Here is a 20,119-nt window from a genome sequence, read left to right on the forward strand (position 1 = left end):
CGCGAAAATACCGCCAGATATGTGTATCTTCATCTAGCCCAAAAAACTCGCCGATGAGCTCCATTGCAATCACTTCAGGATCAGAAAGGGAAGGCATAGTCCCTCGGTCACGTAATCGCTGGCCTTTAAGTAAATCATTAAAGGTATCATCAACCCAGCAATAAACTGCTATGATAAACTCTTCTACTGACATCCCCTGTCCCTTTGAATTTGTTTCGGCAAAACAAAGGTTGGGGTCAGGGGTTGTCATTTCAAACTAATAAAAGTCGAGCATCGCGTGATATTACTGATGGACATACAGACTTTTACGCTCGTTTTGCAAAACCTGGAGTAGTATTAGCGGGCTATGATCCTGATCCTCACTCATTTGATTATGACGTCACAAAACGTCATTTAGAGTTACTACGTGCTGCTAAGGATGCACAAGGTAAGCCACTGAAGGTGCTTACGCTAGAAGGACCAATGACAATTCGTGAGGAATACGCGTCAGAGGATTTTGCAGCAGGCTATATTGGTTTTTACTTATGTAATGGTGCAGTTATTATGCAAGGGTTTGGTGATAAAGCTGCAGATCAAGCTGCTAAAAAAACTCTACAGGAAGTATTTCCAGAGCGAACGATAGAACAGATAAATATTGATGGTATTGCGGCGGGGGGCGGCAGTATTCACTGTACTACACAACAGGAACCTTATGTTTAAAAAGAAACTATTGTTCGTATCTATGACTTGAAGAACAGGAATGTTTTTTTATGAAGTATCACCATTTAGGTATTCCTACAAAGCAAAAACTACCAGATGAAAAATATTTACCTCATTTAAAAATGTATGTAAGTGGCTATGGGAAGAATGAATATGGAATCGAATGGGTAAGGTATGACGAAGATGCAAACTTTCCAGATATAGTAAAAGAGCTACCCCATGTTGCCTTTGAGGTTGAAGATCTTAGTGCTGCAATTGAAGGGAAAAATGTGATCATCAAACCTAATAGCCCGAGTCCAGGAGTTATCGTTGCTTTTATTGAAGAAAATGGTGCACCTATTGAGTTTATTCAAGTTGATCGTTCAATAGCTGAAGAAGGAATATAGCTCAATACGTTAAATATTTTTTTATAATTAACGTTGAAATACGCTGCGCATATTTTGGGTCAAATAGGTGAATTGAATGATGAAAACAATTGGGCTGTTAGGAGGGATGAGTTGGGAAAGTACTGCCAGCTATTATCAGCGCATAAATGATACAGTTAAATCAAAATTAGGTGGGTTACACTCGGCAGAAATTATTTTATACAGTATTGACTTTGCACCTCTAGAGAGGTTGCAACATACCGGCAAATGGGATGAGGCAGCTCACTTACTGGCAGAAAAAGCCATCTGTCTTGAGTCTGCAGGGGCTGACTTTATTATAATTTGTACAAATACTATGCATAAAGTAGCACCTTATATAGAAAGTAAAATAGCAGTCCCATTATTACATATTGCAGATGCAACGGCTAAAAAACTTGTTTCTCAAGATATTAAAACGGTAGGGTTGCTTGGTACGGCTTTTACTATGGAAGATGCTTTTTATAAAGGTCGTTTGCACGAAAAGTACGGGTTAAATGTACTGACGCCAAATGACCAGGATAGGCAAATTGTACATCAGGTTATATATCAAGAGCTGTGCCAAGGAAAGGTTTCAGAAGCATCCAAAAAGGCTTATTTAAATATTATTGATAAGTTAAGTGAGCAAGGTGCTGAAGGTGTTATTTTGGGCTGTACAGAGATAGGCTTACTGGTCAAACAGAGTGATACTCAAGTTACACTGTTTGATACCACTCGTATTCATGCCGACTTTGCAGTAAATATCGCGTTATCATAAGGTGCAGATATGGATATTGAGCGCTATGGTATTATTCTAAACACAGAAAACTATGATGAATGTGTAGCATTTTATCGTGAATTATTCGACTTGCCCTTAATGTTTGAAAAGGTAGATGGAAATTTTCGACTGACGTGCTTGGCATTGGGTACCGCTTATTTAATGATTGAAACGGAAGGCGTTGCAAAGCGCGAAGGAAAGTCAGTTGAAGAAAGTGCGACCAAACTCAGGCTCAATGTAAAAGATATTCAGGCAGCGTTAGATAATGTTAGAGCTTATGATGCAAATGCAAGCATTGTCGAACATGAATGGGGGTTAGTTATTAATATCGTTGATCCAGATGGAAACCGTGTGAGTATTCGCGATGAGGCTGGTTTTATTGAGCAGCTACACTCAAAGAACATTTGCGAAGACTATACTAACCTTGCATAATCTGAGCTTACCAAATAATACACCTTATAGATGGTGGATATCTTGGATGAAGACCCTTAGTGATGTATACAGTTTAAAGCTTTTACTGCAAAGTATTAATAAAAACAGGTAAAAGTGTTATGAAAAGTGTGTACTTTTATAGTGCTGTTTTATGCTGCTCACTAAGGGCTTGTATTAAACTGTTATTAGCTTTGAAAATCGATTATTGGGTAATGATTGCAATTTAAGTGAGCAAGTAATTATTTATGAAGCAGTGGACTCCCTCCGGATGGAGAAACTTCCCTATCCAGCAACAACCAACGTACCCCGATCAAAATACACTAAACCTGGTTGAGCAAAACCTGGCTCAAATGCCTCCACTAGTGTTCGCAGGTGAAGTACGACAGTTACGCCAACATTTTGCGGATGTGACTGCAGGTAAGGCATTTCTATTGCAAGGTGGCGATTGTGCGGAAAGCTTTGCGGAGTTTAATGCGACAAATATTCGAGACACTTTCAAAGTGATGTTGCAGATGGCAGTGGTACTGACGTTTGCCGCTGCTTGTCCGGTGGTTAAAGTTGGACGGCTTGCGGGCCAGTTTGCTAAACCTCGATCTGCAGGTACAGAAGTGATTGATGGTGTTGAACTGCCAAGTTATCGTGGTGATATTATTAACTGTATTGATTTTACCGCAGAAGCAAGAACCCCTGATCCTCACCGCTTAGTACGTGCATACAATCAATCTGCTGCGACCCTAAACTTATTACGTGCGTTTGCCCAAGGAGGCTTGGCAGACTTACATCAGGTACATCGTTGGAATTTAGGGTTTTTGGCTAACAGCAGTCAAGGTGAGCGTTATCAACATCTTGCTGACCGTATTGATGAGGCGCTTGCGTTCATGGCGGCCTGTGGTATTTCAAGTCATAACACATCATCTATTCGTGAGACAGATTTTTACACTTCACATGAAGCACTTTTATTGAATTATGAAGAAGCGCTTACTCGTCAGGATAGCCTAACGGGTGACTGGTATGACTGTTCTGCGCATATGTTATGGATTGGTGATCGTACCCGACAAGTTGAAGGTGCCCATGTGGAGTTTTTACGAGGGGTACATAACCCGATTGGAATAAAAGCAGGGCCTACGACCAACACTGACGATCTTATTACCTTATTAGATACATTGAATCCAGCCAATGAGCCAGGCCGAATCAATGTCATCGTGCGGATGGGAGCGGGGTTGGTTGAAAAGAACTTGCCACGACTTATCCAGGCAGTCCAAAAAGAAGGAAAGCAAGTGTTGTGGAGCTGTGACCCTATGCATGGTAATACCATTAAAGCAGGGACAGGCTACAAAACACGTGCGTTTGATGACATATTGGCTGAGGTTAAACACTTCTTTGCCGCGCATCAGGCTGAAGGCACTTATGCTGGAGGCGTTCATTTTGAAATGACAGGGCAAAATGTTACTGAGTGTATAGGTGGTGCCCAAGCGATTACCGAAGAGGGATTATGCGATCGTTACCATACACATTGCGATCCTCGGTTAAATGCAGATCAAGCGCTGGAGTTAGCATTTCTTATTTCAGAAACGCTAAAAGAGTGTCGGCAGTATTATCTTAACGGCTCAAAAACTAACGGGTAAAGGTGAGCTAATGATTGAGATAGCAGACCCGCTGTCTGATATGGAAAAACCGGCTTTTTATAATGACCTGCAGCTTTTGGCTGCAGGTCTGCTTGAGGGGGATGATGACTTGGTTTCATCCCTTGCTAACTTAAGTAGTTTACTGTTTTGGCAATTAGCCGATATAAACTGGGCTGGCTTTTATCTTTTATCTGATAAAGAACTGGTTTTAGGGCCTTTTCAAGGTAAACCTGCGTGTAACCGGATACCTGTTGGACAGGGGGTGTGTGGCACAGCTGTAGCGAAAGGAACAACTCAGGTTGTTGCAGATGTTCAGCAGTTTCCTGGACATATTGCTTGTGATAGTGCATCACGTAGTGAGCTGGTTATACCGCTATTTGATAAACAAGGAAACTGTCGTGGAGTATTAGATATTGATAGTCCAAGCCTGGCACGTTTTGATCAGGAGGATGCTGTGGGGCTGCAGTCCATAGCGGATTTACTTTTAAATAAATGGTCCTAAAACTGGAGATATGGCAGGGCTTGTGCTTAGCTATGGAGTAGTTGTATTGGGGTCTCAATAACCTATGACGGAAAAACGGCGTACTGACCGCACAAAAGTAACGTTTGTTGTTGAAGTGACCATACCAGAAGGTGATTCTAAGCGTCTAAAAACTCAAGATATTTCCGATGGTGGGGTATTTCTTCTTGCAGACGACTTTTTTCCAGAGTTGGGAACAGTGGTAGATATTCAGGTTGTTGGTTTACCTGGAGGTGATGCCCCTCGCTTACAAATGGAAGTTGTGCGTCATACCGACAATGGTTTTGGATTGCGTATGATTAATAAAGATCGTGACTAGCTTCTTGACGCCTCTTTAATCTTTCTATGATGTGGACTACTTTATCCTGCATTAATCCAGTCGTTGCATTGTCATGTGCAGCGAGCTATCCTCGCCCAGAATAAACGTACAAGAAAAATGATCCTCATTCTGCGTGGGGTGTAGCACAATGCATGCAGTCGAAGTTATGAGTCTGCCGCAGCAAAGTAAACGGCATCAGCACTCTTTTCATCAACTTGTTGTTGGTCTTGAAGGTACTACTGAGTTTGAAATTGCGGGTAAAGGTAGTTGGGTTGATTCAGGTAAAGGTTGCCTGGTTCCTTCAGACTGCTCCCATTACTTTTGTGGGTGTGGTGAAAACCGTATATGGGTGGTGAACATTCCTTTAAATGGTTCGTCTAGTCATATTTCGCCAGAAATTGTAGAGCGTTTATTTAATCAACCAGGCTATTTTGAGCTGGATCCTGAGTTAAGACAACTGATTCACGTTGCTGCACGAGAAGTTCAGCGTTTTCCTCATAACACTGTATTGGCACAGCACTTGGCTGTCAGTTTCATGCTGGCGGTAGGCGAGCGCATTCAGTCAATTGCCAATGTGAAAACCTGTGTGGGTCCATTGGTAAAATACAATAGTGAATTAGGTATTAACGCATCAAACAGCAAATTACCTAATGCCCCTCTCGACTTTTGCCGGCTTGAAAGTTATGTGGAACGTCATTTACATCAAAAGATTTCAATTATCCAGCTTGCACGTCAAGCTTGTTTAAGCCCGAGCCACTTTCATGCAGTATTCAAGGCTCAGTCAGGATTGACCCCTCATCAATATGTTACTCAACTGCGAATTCAACGTGCTAAGGCGTTACTTACTACAACCTCTTTGTCTCTCATTGATATTGCGCAACAGGCAGGGTTCTCTAGTCAGAGTGCTCTGACTCATGCATTAAAACAGAAGACGGGACAAACCCCAGGCCAGTTGCGTAAGTGGAGTCATGGTGCTTGTCCCTCTATGTGAGGCTGTCGAAAAACTATTTTGCTTGCAAGTGCTGCGTTAAAAATCAGCTAAAAATGCAATTTTAAGAAATGCATTGTTCTAAATCAGAGTTTTTTACAAAAAAATCATAGTTTTTTGTAAGACCTGTAACCTTCCTGACGTTACATTTGGGTTAATAACAACAGTTATACCCTGTGGAGGCTGTTCTTTGCTGTGGGTATAACACTTAAAACCATCGCTTTATTTTTTGGAACCTTGGCTCATAACAATTAACAACTCGGGTCAGGGGTTGATAACAAACAAAGCATTTTTTTGTACAGCCTAGCACGCCACCTATCGCCAATATAGGGTAACTGCAGAGAAAACCATCCTTTGTGTTTGGGGTGAGTTTGCCTATTGCCCGATGGTTTGTGACCAGGCTGTCGGGGAGGGTGTATGTTTCCGGTCAAACAGGTATTTGATCCAGCCTTTATTCAGCAACAACCACAAACCTTATGGCCATTCATCAGCCAAAATTATGCAGTTGATGAAACAGGTTATGTACAACAGCTTATTGCTGAAGCTGAACCTGATGCCCAACAACTTCAAAAAGTCACTGAACAAGCCACTCGGTTAATTGAGCAGGTTCGAGCTCAAGATGATGCTATTCATATGATTGATGCCCTCTTGCTTGAGTACAGCCTGGATACGCAAGAAGGCATTTTGCTGATGTGTTTGGCTGAAGCTTTGATGCGTATTCCTGATGCAGAGACTGCTGATGCCTTGATTAAAGATAAGTTGAGCGTGGCCGACTGGAAGGGTCACTTAAAGAAAAGTGACTCTGTGTTAGTCAATATGTCGACTTGGGGGTTATTGCTGACAGGGAAGGTTGTTACGCTAGATAGCCAAATTGATGGTGCGCCCACTAATGTCATTAATCGATTAGTTAACCGTTTAGGTGAGCCCGTGGTGCGGCAGGCAATGCACCAAGCTATGAAAATCATGGGCAAGCACTTTGTGCTGGGGCGTTCTATAAAAGAAGCGTTAAAGAACAGCTATAAGCCCAGGGACAAAGGGTTCACTTATTCTTTTGATATGTTGGGTGAGGCAGCGCTCACTCAGACTGATGCTAAAAAATATTATGATGATTATGCGCAGGCGATAGCGGCTGTTGGCAAAGATAATTATAAAAGTGAAGGTACGACACCACGCCCTTCTATTTCTATTAAGCTGTCGGCACTTCATCCACGTTATGAACCAACTCACTCACAGCGGGTATTAACTGAATTATTTGAGACAGTACGTTCATTAATTACTCTGGCTCGTGAGCATGATGTAGCCATTACCATTGATGCTGAGGAGGCTGATCGTTTAGAGCTATCACTGCAGTTGTTTGAGAAGCTTTATCGAGATCCGGTAAGCCAGGGTTGGGGCAAGTTGGGGTTAGTCGTACAGGCTTATTCTAAGCGTGCTTTACCGGCTTTAGCCTGGCTTGCATCATTAGCGAAGCAACAGCGTGATTGCATACCCGTTCGCTTGGTGAAAGGTGCTTACTGGGATAGTGAGATCAAGCACTGTCAACAACTGGGGTTAGCTGGATATCCGGTTTTTACTCGTAAAGAAGCGACTGATATTTCCTATTTGGTTTGTGCGCGCTTTTTATTGGAAGGGCACTTAAGAGGACTCATTTACCCTCAGTTCGCCAGTCATAATGCGCATACTGTAGCCAGCGTGTTAACTATGGCAACTCACAAAGAGTTCGAGTTCCAGCGGCTGCATGGTATGGGCGATGCGCTGTATAATACTGTTATTACCAACTATAAGCAGAGTGTGAGAATTTATGCACCTGTAGGTGCACACAAAGACTTATTGCCCTACCTGGTACGTCGATTGTTAGAAAATGGGGCTAACTCATCTTTCGTGCACCGTTTAGTGGATGCCAGAACCCCCGTTTCTGAACTGGTTAAACATCCAGTAGCACAAATTCAGCAGTACGCCTGTGTCGCCAATAACCGCATTCCTCTGCCATCTCATCTCTACGGTAGCCAACGCCTGAACTCCAAAGGCTTCAACATTGCTATTCAATCCGAGTGGCAACCATTGGCAGAGCAACGACAGACTTTTATGCATCACCAGTGGCAAGCAGGTCCATTAATCAATGGTAAGCCGTTGCTTGATAAGAACGTAGAACCTGTTGTCAGTCCTTACAATTCTGACGATAAGGTTGGTCGTGTTTCATGGGCTACGGATGAGCAAGTTACAGAGGCTGTGCAAGTGGCTTATGACAGTTGGGCCAGTTGGAATATCACGCCAGTCTCTGAGCGTGCTGCTTGTTTGCAGCGTGTTGCTGATTTGCTGGAAGCGAATATGGCTGAGTTGATTGCACTCTGTCATCGAGAAGCAGGTAAGACTATCCAAGATAGTATTGATGAGATTCGAGAAGCCGTTGACTTTTGCCGCTACTATGGGCTGTTGGGGCAGCAAATGTTTGGTGCTGAGCAAGTGATGCCTGGCCCTACGGGAGAAAGTAATCACTTGTACTGGCAAGGTCGAGGTGTTTTTGTCTGTATTAGCCCTTGGAACTTTCCACTGGCTATTTTTATGGGGCAGGTTGTTGCTGCATTAGTATCAGGCAATACAGTGATTGCAAAGCCTGCGGAACAAACTAGCTTGATCGCGTATCGGGCTGTTGAACTGTTACTGCAAGCCGGTATACCCAGTAATGTTATTCAATGCTTGCCAGGTGATGGAGCAACAGTTGGTGCCAAAATCGTTGCGGATGAGCGAATAGGAGGGGTGGTCTTTACCGGCTCTACCCAAACGGCTCAAGCCATAAACCGGACACTGGCTGCACGGAAGGGGGCGATAATTCCTTTTATTGCTGAAACCGGTGGTCAGAATGCCATGATTGTGGATAGCACTGCACTACCTGAACAGGTGGTTCGAGATGTTGTGCAATCAGCATTTGCGTCTGCCGGGCAGCGTTGCTCTGCACTGCGGGTGTTATTTGTGCAGCAAGACGTGGCACCACGCATACTGCAACTGTTGGCAGGGGCGATGGCTGAGTTAAAAGTCGGTGATCCGAGTGCATTATCCACTGATGTTGGTCCAGTAATTGACAGCGATGCCAGACAACTACTGATTAGGCATATTGAACAAATGCAGCAAGAGGCTGAGGTTATTGCTGAGGGGGCCTTGCCTTCTGCTCAAAAAGGCCACTTCGTTGCACCTGTTGCTTTCAAAATTAATTCGATGGCTCAGTTGGAGAAGGAAAACTTTGGGCCGATTTTGCACGTAGTGACTTATGCGGCTCAAGAGCTTGATCAGTTGCTAGAGCAAATCAACCAGGCGGGTTATGGACTGACACTGGGCATTCATACCCGAAACGAAGCAACAGCAGAGTATATTGATCGCAGAGTACGCATTGGTAATGTGTATATTAATCGTAACCAAATTGGTGCTGTTGTAGGGGTACAGCCATTTGGTGGACAAGGGTTATCTGGAACAGGTCCCAAGGCTGGAGGCCCCCATTATCTTTATCGATTTGCTACAGAACGCACGCGCACGGTTAATACCACTGCAGTGGGTGGCAATGCGACGCTATTGTCACTGGGTACCGAGAGCGTGTAGCCTTTAGGCGTGGGTCAGTGTAGACTCGCGCCTTTTCTTTTTTAAAAATGCCTGAGCAGTCCAAAAGTGGCTGTAGGTTTTTATCGCTGCTGTCTTAATTGGCGCAGTGCTTAATCAACCTCTGGTCAGCGTTGATCCAGGGTTGATTTCATAACAAGAGTGAGCAAGGAGCTAATAAATTAGCACGAGTGAAGTGAGCAACTCGTTTTGCCCGTGGATTTTACGACAGCAATGCTCTGGATTAGCTGGGATGCTTTTTGGAGAATAACAATAACGTGTCGGAAGACACTACCAGTAGTGGGGTTTAACTTGATGTCAGAAGCAGTAAATAACGTAATTATTACCTCAACGTTTTTAGTGTACCTCGTAGGTATGTTGTTGATTGGCTGGTGGGCTTATCGGCAAACAGCAGATTCTACGGATTACTTTTTGGGAGGACGCTCATTAGGCCCATGGCCTGCTGCATTAAGTGCAGGGGCTTCGGATATGAGTGGTTGGTTGTTACTAGGGTTACCCGGTTATGCCTTTGCATCCGGGATGGAGTCAGCCTGGCTAGCAATAGGCTTGTTGGTGGGCACATGGCTTAATTGGCTAATTGTGGCTCGTCGGTTGCGCACCTACAGTATTATCGCCAACAACTCATTAACGTTACCTGAATTTTTCTCAAACCGTTTTGCAGATCGCACCAGCTTGCTGCAAGTGATTTGTGCCATATTTATCTTGCTCTTTTTCTTGTTTTATACCAGCTCTGGATTAGTCGCTGGTGGCAAACTATTCAATCAGGTTTTTGGGGTTGATTATACATGGGCGGTATTGATTGGCATGGTGTGTGTTGTTTCATATACCTTATTTGGTGGGTTTTTAGCCGTGTCCTGGACGGACCTGGTGCAAGGTCTCCTGATGGCTGCTGCATTACTGATTGTGCCAGTCATTGCTATTCAAACCAATGGCGGGCTTGAGGCAACCCTTACCGCCGTTAAGACGAAAAACCCAGAGCTTTTGACCTTGTTTAATGATGTTAAGGGTGATCCGCTTTCACTCATTGCAGTCCTTAGTTTGCTGGGCTGGGGGTTAGGCTATTTTGGGCAACCTCATATTCTTGCGCGCTTTAAGGCGGCTCGTGCGAATAAAGAAATTCCAACAGCAAGAAGAATTGCCGTTAGCTGGACAGCAATAAGCTTGTTTGGTGCAGCCTTAGTTGGTTTTGCTGGAACTGGCATGGAGCAAACAATCGGTGACTCAGAAACTGTTTTTATGGTGATGGTGAATGCGCTATTTCATCCTGTAATTGCAGGTATTTTATTAGCCGCTATTTTAGCCGCCATTATGAGTACGGCTGATTCCCAGCTTTTAGTGTGCTCATCAGCAGTGGCCGAAGACTTTTATAAAGCGATTGTCAAAAAAGATGCAAGTCCAAAACAAGTGATGCTTATTGGCCGGATTGCCGTCTTAAGTATTGCCGTAGTAGCGACATTACTTGCGTTGGATGAAAACAGCAAAGTACTTGATTTAGTCTCATACGCTTGGGCTGGTTTTGGCGCTGCATTTGGGCCGGCATTGGTTCTCTCCCTGTATTGGAAGCGCATGAATTTGCCTGGTGCATTGGCAGGTATTATTGTAGGTGGCTTGACCGTAGTGGTATGGAAACAGTTTGAAGGTGGTTGGTTTGATTTATATGAAATCATTCCAGGTATTATTCTTTCACTGGTAGCTATTATTGGTGTCACCTTAGCCACAGATGAGCCATCAGAGGAAATTAATCAACAGTTTGAAAAAATGAAGGCAAGCTTGGATACAATGTAAGTTTACTAAAAACATTGTTGGCTTGATGAAATAGGGCGGCAGGTGCCGCCTTATTTTTTTGTTACTACTCTGCAATTCCTTTTAACCATACATAGCAAGGCCAGAGTATCGCTCCAATGGCAATAACCCACAGCAAAACATCACCAATTTGATGTTCAATATCATTTAACTTTTCCAACCATTGATATTTTTTATTGGCCATGAGCTAGCGAGTAAACTGAAGGACTTAATAAGCACGGAGGACTTAACAGAGGTGCTTTTTGTTTAGCATAGGCCTTTAAAAGAAACACTGCTTTAATAAGTTGATAAGTGTATTAAGCAGGGTGAGTTAAAATGCCCTGCATAAGCGTATTGGCAATGGCTTTCATAAGCTGCTCTTTATCGTCGACACAGCTTTGGTCAATAAGCCCATCAATAAGCAATGATGCTAAACCATGGACAGTAGACCAGGCACTTAGCGCTAATAACTCCGTAGCGGTATTGCGAAATACACTCTGGCTAATGCCTGCCTCAATGATTTGCAAGATGGCATCGTAGGATTGCTCCGTGGTGCGATCCAGCCCAGGAAAGCATTTTTCATGGAAGTGGGCACTACCAAACATCAAGCGATAATGTTCTGGATGAGTAAGCGCAAAGTTGACATAGCTGACACCAGCTTGCTCCATGGCCAGAATGGGATCTTGCTGAGCGGTTTGGGTGGCGGGTTGTAGAGCATGTGCTAGTAAATTGAAACCTTCGGCGGCAAGTTCAGCGAGCAGTGCATCTTTATCTGCAAAGTGGCGATAAGGTGCAGTTTGAGAAACTCCTAAGTCACGCGCCAGTGCTCTAAGACTGACTTTATCTGCGCCATACTGTCGAACGTGGTCAAGGGCCACAGAAAGTAAAGCTGCTTTTAGGTTACCGTGGTGATAAGAAGGTTTTTGCATGTGTCGCGACAACCTTAGATTTGCTTTTTTATAAAGTACGACACATGTTGACACCGAGCACATTGAATGTCTAGTAGTGAGCAATGCTGCTTTAACAGCTCAGGCTTAGTCCTGTGGATCGCAATGCGCTCAAAGATGATTAGTAGGATGAAGGTGCGCCAGAGGGTTGGTGAAAACAGAGTCGACACCTACATAGCTAGCCTCAGGGTGATATTGATTCATATTGGCACGAACTCTAGGCTCTTCGTGACGTCGTGCATCAACCATAATCAAATATTTACCACTGTCCAGGGCATCATGAAACTGACTAATTTTATAGTTCTCATGAGAGAGTCCTGCGAGGCCACCAACCCAGGTACCAAACATTGTAAATAGCACTATCACTGCCACGAATGTCATCCAGTGGATATCGCTGCCGGTTGGTGTGAGCTGGAGAGCAAAGTAGCCTGCGAAGCAACCAGCTAATAAGCCAATCATCGCACCTTGTTCACCACGATGAATCATATCGCAGCGCTGTATTGGGTTTGCCGCATGGAGCTGGTGGTTATACAGGCCCGCATCATCTCGACTTAAAACGTGGAAACGCCAGTTGGTGATACCTTCAGCATGTAAGTCTTCTGAAATACGTTCAACATCGTCAATGTTATCGGCTAAATAGTAAAGTCGTTTCATAGTGTCACAACCCTTGTTAAGTGATTCTCCCTTAAATATAAGTATTAGTCTCGCTATCGTCAGGGCTTAGACTGTTTTTGCATCAGCTCTAGACTGAATACTGCTGGATGTTTTTAATTGTTAGGATCAAAATATGGTCCTGAAACACCTGTTGTCTTTACAAATAGTGAAGGTAATGAAAAAAAATTGTGCAGCGTCAGTTGTACACTCGTTCAGTGATGACCTTTGCTTTTGCCAATGAGTAGACATGATTGGTCTGGTTATTTTCCTAATGTAGCGTGTTAGTATATTTAGCCTTTTGTTATAAATTTTTTTGAGCGATGGTTATGGTTGAAAATACCGAGCAAAAAAAAGATCGTCCTTTTTTTCGGCGCGGGCGTCGCTGGCTACTAATTGGGGGGGGGATATATGCAGGCTATGCTGCTACTGTCGGCTTGGTAATACCTTATTTTGCATCTGACATATTTGACTGGATGCTTGCCGATAAGCCTGACTATCAAATTAAGCTCAACAAACTAGCCATTAACCCTTTTACTTTGCAAGTTTCAGTGCATGATATGACGCTGGAGTATCAACCAAACCCTCAGGCAAAGTCTATTAAACAGGCTGGCTTTGATGCTCTGGATTTTAACGTTGATGTGTGGCCTCTTATCACCGGGCAAGTAAGATTGTCATCAATTAGCTTACAGCAGCCGTATGCCTTAGTGGACATTGATACTTCAGGCCAGCTTAACTGGATGAAGCTCGCACCAGAAAGTAAATCATCACAAGAAGATAAACATTTAACGTCAGATAAAAAAGAAAGTGTTAAAAATACGACAGCTTTGCCCAATGTGCTTATTGATAAGATCGCAATAACAGAAGGTAAAGTGATTTATCGAGATCAACGCCTGAAGCAAGGCAAGGATGTGACGGTGGATGATATTAACTTATCACTCCACAATGTGAGCACCCAAGTTGGTCAATCAACAGCACTATCACTGACATCAACCCTGGATACGGGTGGCTTAGTAACCGCTTCTGGTAACGCGAATATTGCCGAACAACAGGCTAAGCTACAGGTTCAGGGGCAAGATATTAACCTTGGTTTTATACAGCCATGGCTGTCATCGTTGGGTTCAAATCTTAAAATTAATAAAGGCAAACTGATGTGGGATGCTGGTCTAACCTGGCATCCTAAGTCTGGGCTGACAGCAAAAGCTAAAAAGATTGCAGTTCAAGATATTGCTGTGATAACAACAGCAGCCTGGGCTGCATCTTTAACAGAAGCAATGGTGAAAGATCTGGAGCTGGTCTTAAGTAAACAGCGACTGTTGATTCCCAGTATTCAGGTCTCAGGTCCAGAGCTCCGATTGACGTTGGGACAAGATGGTCAACCCAAAGACTTGCCCTTTTTTCCTGCAGCACCTGATGAGCCTGTTGAAACAACACCTTGGCAGTGGCAAGTGGCAGATATTCAGGTATCGAAAGGAAATTTGCACCTTCAGAATCAACAGATTACACCTGCTGTTGATCATCAATTTCGTTTGGCAAATGCTTCTGTAAAAGGGATATCCAGTGACATTAATAAGCCCATCACTATTTCCGTCAGTAGTCAGCTCATGCCTTCAGGTGATGTTTCAGCTCAAGGTGAGCTTAACCTGAAGTCGGGTGCTACTCATTGGCAACTCAACGTTGCCAAGTTAGGACTTGCGGTTGCATCGCCTTATATCAAGGTTCGGCGCTTAAAGGTCAACAGTGGTCAGCTGGGAAGTGAGCTACGCATTATCGGTAATTTACAGCAGCCTGATGCCTGGAAAGTTCAAGGTACACTGGTAGTTTCAGATTTACAGCTTGCTAACTTGAAGAATCAACGCTTACTCTCCTGGCAATCACTGCAAGGGGATCAACTTAATTTTTCTATGCAACCGTTGGCTTTGACCATTAATGAGTTGGCGCTTACCAAGCCATTTATTGATATGCAAATTAATCGTCAGCGTAAGTTGAATTTACTGCAGTTGGCCTCAGAAGATGAACAACAAACGACTGCTGGCGAGAAAAAAGCAAGTGGCGAAAAGAAAAATACAGGGAGTAAGTCAGAGTTTGCCTTTTCGTTACAGCGGTTGGCCATCACTAATGGAAAAATGCATTTTAGTGATGAGTCTTTGGTGAGAAAGTTTGCCAGTGATGTAGAAAAGCTTTCAGGATACATTGGTCCGATTGATACTCAGCAGCCAAAGCTGGCAAAAATTGATTTGAGTGGACAGGTTGAAAAACAGTCACCCGTGAGTATTTCAGGTGAGTTCCTCCCGCTCAATTTCCATCAGCAAGCCAACTTAAAAATGCATTTTGAGCGGTTGCCACTGCGCAGTCTTACGCCTTATTCAGGACAGTTTGTAGGATACGCGATTAAGTCCGGGAGTTTGCAGGCTGATTTACACTACCGGGTAAAGGATAACCAGTTGGTAGCGGACAATCGTTTTGTGATCCGGCAGTTAACCTTGGGCGAAAAGGTTAACAGCCCCGAAGCTGTTGATGTACCTCTTAAGCTGGGTATTGCCCTGTTAAAAGACAGCCGCGGAAATATCGATCTGGACTTGCCTGTGAAAGGCAATTTATCCCAGCCAGACATCAGTTATGGTGGGTTGATCCTAAAAGCACTTTTTAGCAATATTACTAAAGTAGTGACCTCTCCATTTACGGCACTTGCAGGGTTGTTGCCAGAAGGTTCTGAAGATATTCAACAGCTGGACTTTAAGCCAGGAAGCTATGAAATAGCACCAGCATTTCAGGATCGATTGCATCAGCTAGTCAAAGCGCTTCAAGAACGCCCTAAACTGCAATTAACAATTACTGGACAGGCCAATGAGTTGCTGGATAGTAAAGCAATCGCGTTTCAGTTGCTGGAGCAACAACTTCAGCAAACTTACCTCAAACAGAACCCTAAACTGGCAGAAACCCTAGGAAAAGAAGCATTTGAATTGACTACCTTACAACGGCAGGAGGCGCTCATAGGGTTGTATGAGACCTGGCTTGAACAGGGGCGTATTAAGTCATTAGCAAAACAAGTTACACAGGATGCTCAACAGTTAGCTGAGCAGCTAGTGGTTAAAATACCTGTACCACCAATCACTATACGTTCGTTGGCTGAGAGGCGGGCTCAAGCTATTGCTGATTTTCTTATTGATCAGTATGGTTTAGCGAAGGAGCGAGTTGCGTTGCTAGAGGTCAACACGCTGATGAAGCCAGATAAGGATAATACCATCCCTACGCTACTGGGACTGCAAGTCATTGGTGAAAAGTAAGGCACCTGATGTGTATCGACAGGTGTGTACGTATTAGTGATGATTTTTGGCATAAAACACAAGGATAAGTAAATGAAAGACCTGAAAGTGGAAGTTAAAAAGCGTTCAGCGAAGTCAGATCAGCATGCGGCTGAAGTGGATGAGCAGCGGAGGCATGCCATCCAACGCTTGCTAAAGAAACATCACAATATCAAGCAGGTATGTCAAAAGTTAAATGAGCAAGCAGTGACTTCTCCGGATGGGCAGCCTTGGCATTATGAAATGCTGGTTGCTGAGTGTCAGCGCCTCAAGATTGCCCTTCACTAGTGTTGGAGTGTGGGGTTTCTGTTTCTGATAAAGGGTAGGGGTTATTTTTGAGTAGTTCAGTAAAAGCTTGTTGCTTTTGGTTTGCTGAGAGAGCCTGTTGTTTGCTTGATACCTCAGGAATAAGAGGCGTTAAATCCCACTTTTCGTTGCCAGTGGGTAATACTGGTTCATGGGATGAAGTATTATGTTGATTTGGTTTTTGATGCTCTGGTGTAGCAGCAAGCTGCAGCCAGCTATCAATCACATCTAATGCTTCAATTAAGCCTGCTGTTTCACCGCTATCCTCTGCTAATGTCTGTAGCTTTTTCAAAATATTTTCGCGTATCTTCATCACCTTGATGGGTGTCAGGTGAGCTTGGTTCGCATTTAACCATTGCTGAGCGGATAAGCCATTTGTTGCCATAACAAGTACTGAAAACTTCGTGAAATACGGATCTGCAGTGTAGCACTAAGCTTTAATATAAGTGAATGTGTAAATTGTGCAGGTCTTTTGGGTAAAGGTTGGAACGAAGAAGTTTATGATTGATTGCCAGACTGTAAAGGGCGGCTTAGCTAAGCTGGAAAAACTGGTTAACACCTACTGTATAAAAGGCACATCCTGGCCCATCATCTGTCGTGTAAGGCTCCCTATAAACTCTGATGTTACACAGTGGCCAAGCTGGTTAGCGGCTCAGTCTGTTGTGCCTCAACTTTTTTGGCAGCAGCGAGAGCATAAACTCACAGTAGCGGCTTTGGATAGTGCTGACACACTTAAGGACAGAGGACTGGTTAGCCAGCTAAATGCGCGGGTAGAGCAACGGTTAGCCTGCCCTGTTATAGGTGATGGTACCCCGAAGTACTGGGGAGGTGCTGGCTTTGATCAGGCCCAGATCTGGCAAGATTTTCCTGGCGCACTGTTTTTTTTACCCAGTCTGTCCCTGGAAGCACAGGGTGGTCAACAGCATCTGGTATTCCAAACTTACTTAACACATGCTGAGCAATGGCCTATCAAACAACAAGCACTGCGTAAGCTGGTTTCATGTCTGTGTTGGACCATGCAGGAGCAAGCCTCATTACCCCGTTATGTTCACCTGCATGATGAGCCGAATGCCAAAAGATGGCAGCAGCAGGTTAGGGCGAGTTTAGCGGCGATTAAGAAAGGTCAGTGCGATAAAGTAGTCTTGAGCCGACGGCGACGTTTGATCTTCAATCAGCAAGTCACACCCTGGCAACTGCTAGCAATGTGGCAGGCTAGTCAGCAGCACTTGAATTATCCATTTTGTTTAAGCTTACGTCCTGGCGAAGGGTTCGTGGGCTGCTCCCCAGAACAGCTGTTTAGTCTTGACAATAAAGAGTTAACTACAGAAGCGTTGGCTGGCTCTATGGCCAAACATGCAGATCCTGAGAGAGACATACAGTACAGCAATGCCTTGTTTGAAAGTACTAAGTTACAGCAAGAGAATCAGTGGGTTGTTAAATTTATACAACAGCAGTTGGCACTGCTTGTCAGTCAGCAAACCCTGGGTCCGTTAAGTGTAAAAACACTACCTTATATACATCACTTATTTCAGCCGATTAAGGCTCAGCTTTTACCTAGCACGAGTGTTGCCGATATCCTGACAGCATTACACCCAACACCTGCTGTAAAAGGTTTCCCTGCTGCTGCTGCTGAGCAAATGATCAGTCAGTTAGAAACTTATCCCCGCGGCTGGTATGCAGGAGTGCTGGGTTTTTGGAGCAGAAATCAGGCCGAATTTTGTGTCACAATTCGCAGTGCCCACGTGCATCGAAAAGCCAATAACAGATGTGGTGACAAAAGCACACAGCCTGAGCAGAGTTATCACTATTTGGTTGATTTATTCAGCGGTGCTGGGCTGGTTGATGGTTCTGTGGCGAGCCAAGAGTGGCAAGAGTTAGATCAAAAACTTTCGCAGTTTATGGAGTATATGCAGCATGCAGCAACCGATAATGCGATTGCCCAGTTTTAATAGTATCAGTGCTTGTTGGGCATGGCTTGCATTACAAGAGTTGTACCGCCTAGGAGTTGAACATGTGTGTGTGGCGCCGGGGTCTCGCTCAGCGCCTTTGGTGTTGCAGTTACAGCATGTGCCACAAATAAAGGTGCATGTGCACCCTGACGAGCGAGGGTTAGGCTTTTTTGCTTTGGGGCTAGCAAAAGCTACTGGGCAGCCTGTTGCAGTCATCACTACCTCGGGGACAGCTGTTGCCAACTTGTTACCCGCAGTGGTGGAAGCTGCTATGACTCACACACCACTGATCGTACTAACTGCTGATCGCCCCCCTGAATTACTAGGCTGTGGTGCTAATCAGGCAATACCGCAACCAGGAATATTTGGTACTTATCTCCAGTATGAGGCACAACTGCCAGTTCCAACCGTAGAAGTGAATCCTGCATTTGTGCTTTCGACAATGGATGTATTAGTGGCTCAAGCGATGAGTAGTAGCCAGCAAGGGCCAGTCCACTTGAATTGGTCACTTCGTGAGCCCCTTTATGCGGATGAAACAGACAGCTCAGCGGACAATACATTTTCTGCCGATGTCGTTTTACAGCCACTCTCTCGCTGGTTAACAAGTACCCAACCTTATACGCAATACACTCAATGCTTTAATAAGACACTCTGCGATGAAATATCTGGATTGCTGGAAAGCCGTGAAGTTGAATCTGCAGCATCGGCTGAGCAAATGATGTCCAGTCAATATGGTCTTGTCGTTTTAGGGGCTGGACTTACTTCTGCTGATGTTGCAGCGATTATGGTATTGGCAGAACACTTACAGTGGCCAGTAATTGCTGATGTGCAAGCTATTGGCCTAATAGGTGAGCATCCCTTGCTGTTGCCTCAGCATAGTCTTTGGCTGGGGCATCCTGCTGTAAAGGATTGGTTAGGGCAGACCAGTGTTGTGTTTCAGTTTGGTACACACCTTATCGCTAAGGCGTTACTCAACTATTTGCAACAGTATGAGGGCAATTACTGGCTTATTGCTTCATCTTTAGATCGTCATGATCCAAACCATAGGGTTAATTTTCGTGTACAGGCATTACCTGAAGTTTGGTGTAAGCAGTTTATTCAACAATTATTGCCTCGTACGCCATCCTCTTGGCTGAACACGTTACAGCAATTCAGAGAGCCGCTAGCCAGGACTGTTTTACAGCAACTCCCACAAGAAGATGATCCTATATCTGCATTGGCTATTCCGGTAATTCTTAAAGATGATCTTCCTGAGTTAGGTATTCTTTTTGCGGGCAATAGTATGGCCATTCGTTTATTGGATGCCGTTATGGGAAGCCGATCTACCTGGCAGCTGTTTGCGAACCGGGGGGCAAGTGGAATTGATGGTTTGCTGGCGACGGCTGCTGGAGTGGCGCAAGGCTCAGGTAAGCCAGTGACGTTATTTTTGGGTGACCTATCATTATTGCATGATTTGAACTCGCTACTGCTACTTAAGCAACTTAATAGTACTTTAATCGTGATTGTGCTGAATGATGATGGCGGTGGCATTTTTCATCATTTTCCTTTAATGCAGCAAGTTCGGCAGGATTACTTTACTGCCGCTCATGGTGTTCGCTTTCAAGCCGCGGCCAAATTGTTTTCAATGGATTACTGTAACCCTAAGCGAGTTGCTGACTTTAAGCATGATTATCAAGCAGCTCTCAATCGTAAGACATCAACGTTGATTGAAATTAATACGGTTAATGAACAAGCGTATCAGCAGCTGCAGATATTGAGGAAGTCAGTTGAAGCATGTTGCAATCGCTGGTTTAACCAGGCTGATTCAAATGTAACAGCGAAATAAATAG

The 20,119-nt window shown here is 44.2% G+C and carries 18 protein-coding genes and 1 pseudogene; 14 read left to right on the plus strand and 5 right to left on the minus strand.

Annotated features, from left to right (window positions below; genetic code table 11):
- Nucleotides 1–193, minus strand: a pseudogene (locus F607_RS29370) (IS982 family transposase); the annotation flags it as partial.
- Nucleotides 194–243: 50 nt separating this feature from the next.
- Between F607_RS29370 and F607_RS29375 the strand changes: the two are divergent.
- The 10 genes from F607_RS29375 (at nt 244) to putP (ending at nt 11,135) form a co-directional block, all read left to right on the plus strand.
- Nucleotides 244–699, plus strand: a complete 456-nt coding sequence (locus tag F607_RS29375; RefSeq protein ID WP_230400398.1) for an agmatine deiminase family protein — start codon at nt 244–246, stop codon at nt 697–699.
- Between the two features lie 50 nt (nt 700–749).
- A complete protein-coding gene (locus tag F607_RS0111845; RefSeq protein WP_027708259.1) occupies nt 750–1,085 on the plus strand; it encodes a glyoxalase/bleomycin resistance/dioxygenase family protein in 336 nt (111 codons plus the stop codon).
- A gap of 79 nt (nt 1,086–1,164) precedes the next feature.
- Nucleotides 1,165–1,857: an aspartate/glutamate racemase family protein gene (locus tag F607_RS0111850; RefSeq protein WP_027708260.1), complete on the plus strand. Its 693-nt coding sequence runs from the start codon at nt 1,165–1,167 to the stop codon at nt 1,855–1,857.
- A gap of 9 nt (nt 1,858–1,866) precedes the next feature.
- Entirely contained in the window at nt 1,867–2,289 is a 423-nt protein-coding gene (locus F607_RS0111855; RefSeq protein WP_027708261.1) for a VOC family protein, read from the plus strand.
- A gap of 245 nt (nt 2,290–2,534) precedes the next feature.
- Nucleotides 2,535–3,914: a class II 3-deoxy-7-phosphoheptulonate synthase gene (locus tag F607_RS0111860; RefSeq protein WP_027708262.1), complete on the plus strand. Its 1,380-nt coding sequence runs from the start codon at nt 2,535–2,537 to the stop codon at nt 3,912–3,914.
- A gap of 10 nt (nt 3,915–3,924) precedes the next feature.
- Nucleotides 3,925–4,416 (plus strand): GAF domain-containing protein, encoded by a 492-nt coding sequence (locus F607_RS0111865; RefSeq protein WP_027708263.1) that lies wholly within the window; start codon nt 3,925–3,927, stop codon nt 4,414–4,416.
- 64 nt (nt 4,417–4,480) lie between these two features.
- Entirely contained in the window at nt 4,481–4,753 is a 273-nt protein-coding gene (locus F607_RS0111870; RefSeq protein ID WP_027708264.1) for a PilZ domain-containing protein, read from the plus strand.
- Between the two features lie 148 nt (nt 4,754–4,901).
- The gene (locus F607_RS32785) at nt 4,902–5,744 is read left to right on the plus strand and encodes an AraC family transcriptional regulator (protein ID WP_027708265.1); all 843 of its coding nucleotides are present in this window, start codon (nt 4,902–4,904) and stop codon (nt 5,742–5,744) included.
- A gap of 414 nt (nt 5,745–6,158) precedes the next feature.
- A complete protein-coding gene (gene putA / locus F607_RS0111880) occupies nt 6,159–9,332 on the plus strand; it encodes a bifunctional proline dehydrogenase/L-glutamate gamma-semialdehyde dehydrogenase PutA (protein ID WP_027708266.1) in 3,174 nt (1,057 codons plus the stop codon).
- A gap of 312 nt (nt 9,333–9,644) precedes the next feature.
- A complete protein-coding gene (gene putP, locus F607_RS0111885) occupies nt 9,645–11,135 on the plus strand; it encodes a sodium/proline symporter PutP (RefSeq protein ID WP_027708267.1) in 1,491 nt (496 codons plus the stop codon).
- 64 nt (nt 11,136–11,199) lie between these two features.
- On the opposite strand, the gene F607_RS34065 is transcribed toward putP, so the two are convergent.
- From F607_RS34065 to F607_RS0111900, 3 genes are all read right to left on the minus strand, one after another.
- On the minus strand, nt 11,200–11,337 hold the full coding sequence (locus F607_RS34065; protein WP_157365445.1) for a hypothetical protein: 138 nt from the start codon (nt 11,335–11,337) through the stop codon (nt 11,200–11,202).
- Nucleotides 11,338–11,449: 112 nt separating this feature from the next.
- The gene (locus F607_RS0111895) at nt 11,450–12,061 is read right to left on the minus strand and encodes a TetR/AcrR family transcriptional regulator (protein ID WP_027708268.1); all 612 of its coding nucleotides are present in this window, start codon (nt 12,059–12,061) and stop codon (nt 11,450–11,452) included.
- 129 nt (nt 12,062–12,190) lie between these two features.
- Nucleotides 12,191–12,733, minus strand: coding sequence for a hypothetical protein (locus F607_RS0111900; RefSeq protein WP_027708269.1), 543 nt, complete (start codon nt 12,731–12,733; stop codon nt 12,191–12,193).
- Between the two features lie 326 nt (nt 12,734–13,059).
- Here F607_RS0111900 and F607_RS0111905 point away from each other — a divergent pair, with 326 nt between their 5' ends.
- Together F607_RS0111905 and F607_RS0111910 are read left to right on the plus strand one after the other, a co-directional pair.
- The gene (locus F607_RS0111905; RefSeq protein ID WP_027708270.1) at nt 13,060–16,017 is read left to right on the plus strand and encodes a DUF748 domain-containing protein; all 2,958 of its coding nucleotides are present in this window, start codon (nt 13,060–13,062) and stop codon (nt 16,015–16,017) included.
- 72 nt (nt 16,018–16,089) lie between these two features.
- The gene (locus F607_RS0111910; RefSeq protein ID WP_027708271.1) at nt 16,090–16,323 is read left to right on the plus strand and encodes a recombinase-like helix-turn-helix domain-containing protein; all 234 of its coding nucleotides are present in this window, start codon (nt 16,090–16,092) and stop codon (nt 16,321–16,323) included.
- Here F607_RS0111910 and F607_RS0111915 read toward each other — a convergent pair.
- A complete protein-coding gene (locus tag F607_RS0111915) occupies nt 16,304–16,726 on the minus strand; it encodes a hypothetical protein (RefSeq protein ID WP_027708272.1) in 423 nt (140 codons plus the stop codon). The two genes, F607_RS0111910 and F607_RS0111915, sit on opposite strands and share 20 nt — an antisense overlap.
- Before the next feature lie 115 nt (nt 16,727–16,841).
- Here F607_RS0111915 and F607_RS0111920 point away from each other — a divergent pair, with 115 nt between their 5' ends.
- Together F607_RS0111920 and menD are read left to right on the plus strand one after the other, a co-directional pair.
- Entirely contained in the window at nt 16,842–18,290 is a 1,449-nt protein-coding gene (locus F607_RS0111920) for an isochorismate synthase (protein ID WP_027708273.1), read from the plus strand.
- The gene (menD, locus tag F607_RS29385; protein WP_084611223.1) at nt 18,256–20,115 is read left to right on the plus strand and encodes a 2-succinyl-5-enolpyruvyl-6-hydroxy-3-cyclohexene-1-carboxylic-acid synthase; all 1,860 of its coding nucleotides are present in this window, start codon (nt 18,256–18,258) and stop codon (nt 20,113–20,115) included. The genes F607_RS0111920 and menD overlap by 35 nt, the downstream gene beginning before the upstream one ends.
- Nucleotides 20,116–20,119 lie beyond the last annotated feature (4 nt).

Source organism: Zooshikella ganghwensis DSM 15267, from assembly GCF_000428585.1.
GTDB lineage: Bacteria > Pseudomonadota > Gammaproteobacteria > Pseudomonadales > Zooshikellaceae > Zooshikella > Zooshikella ganghwensis.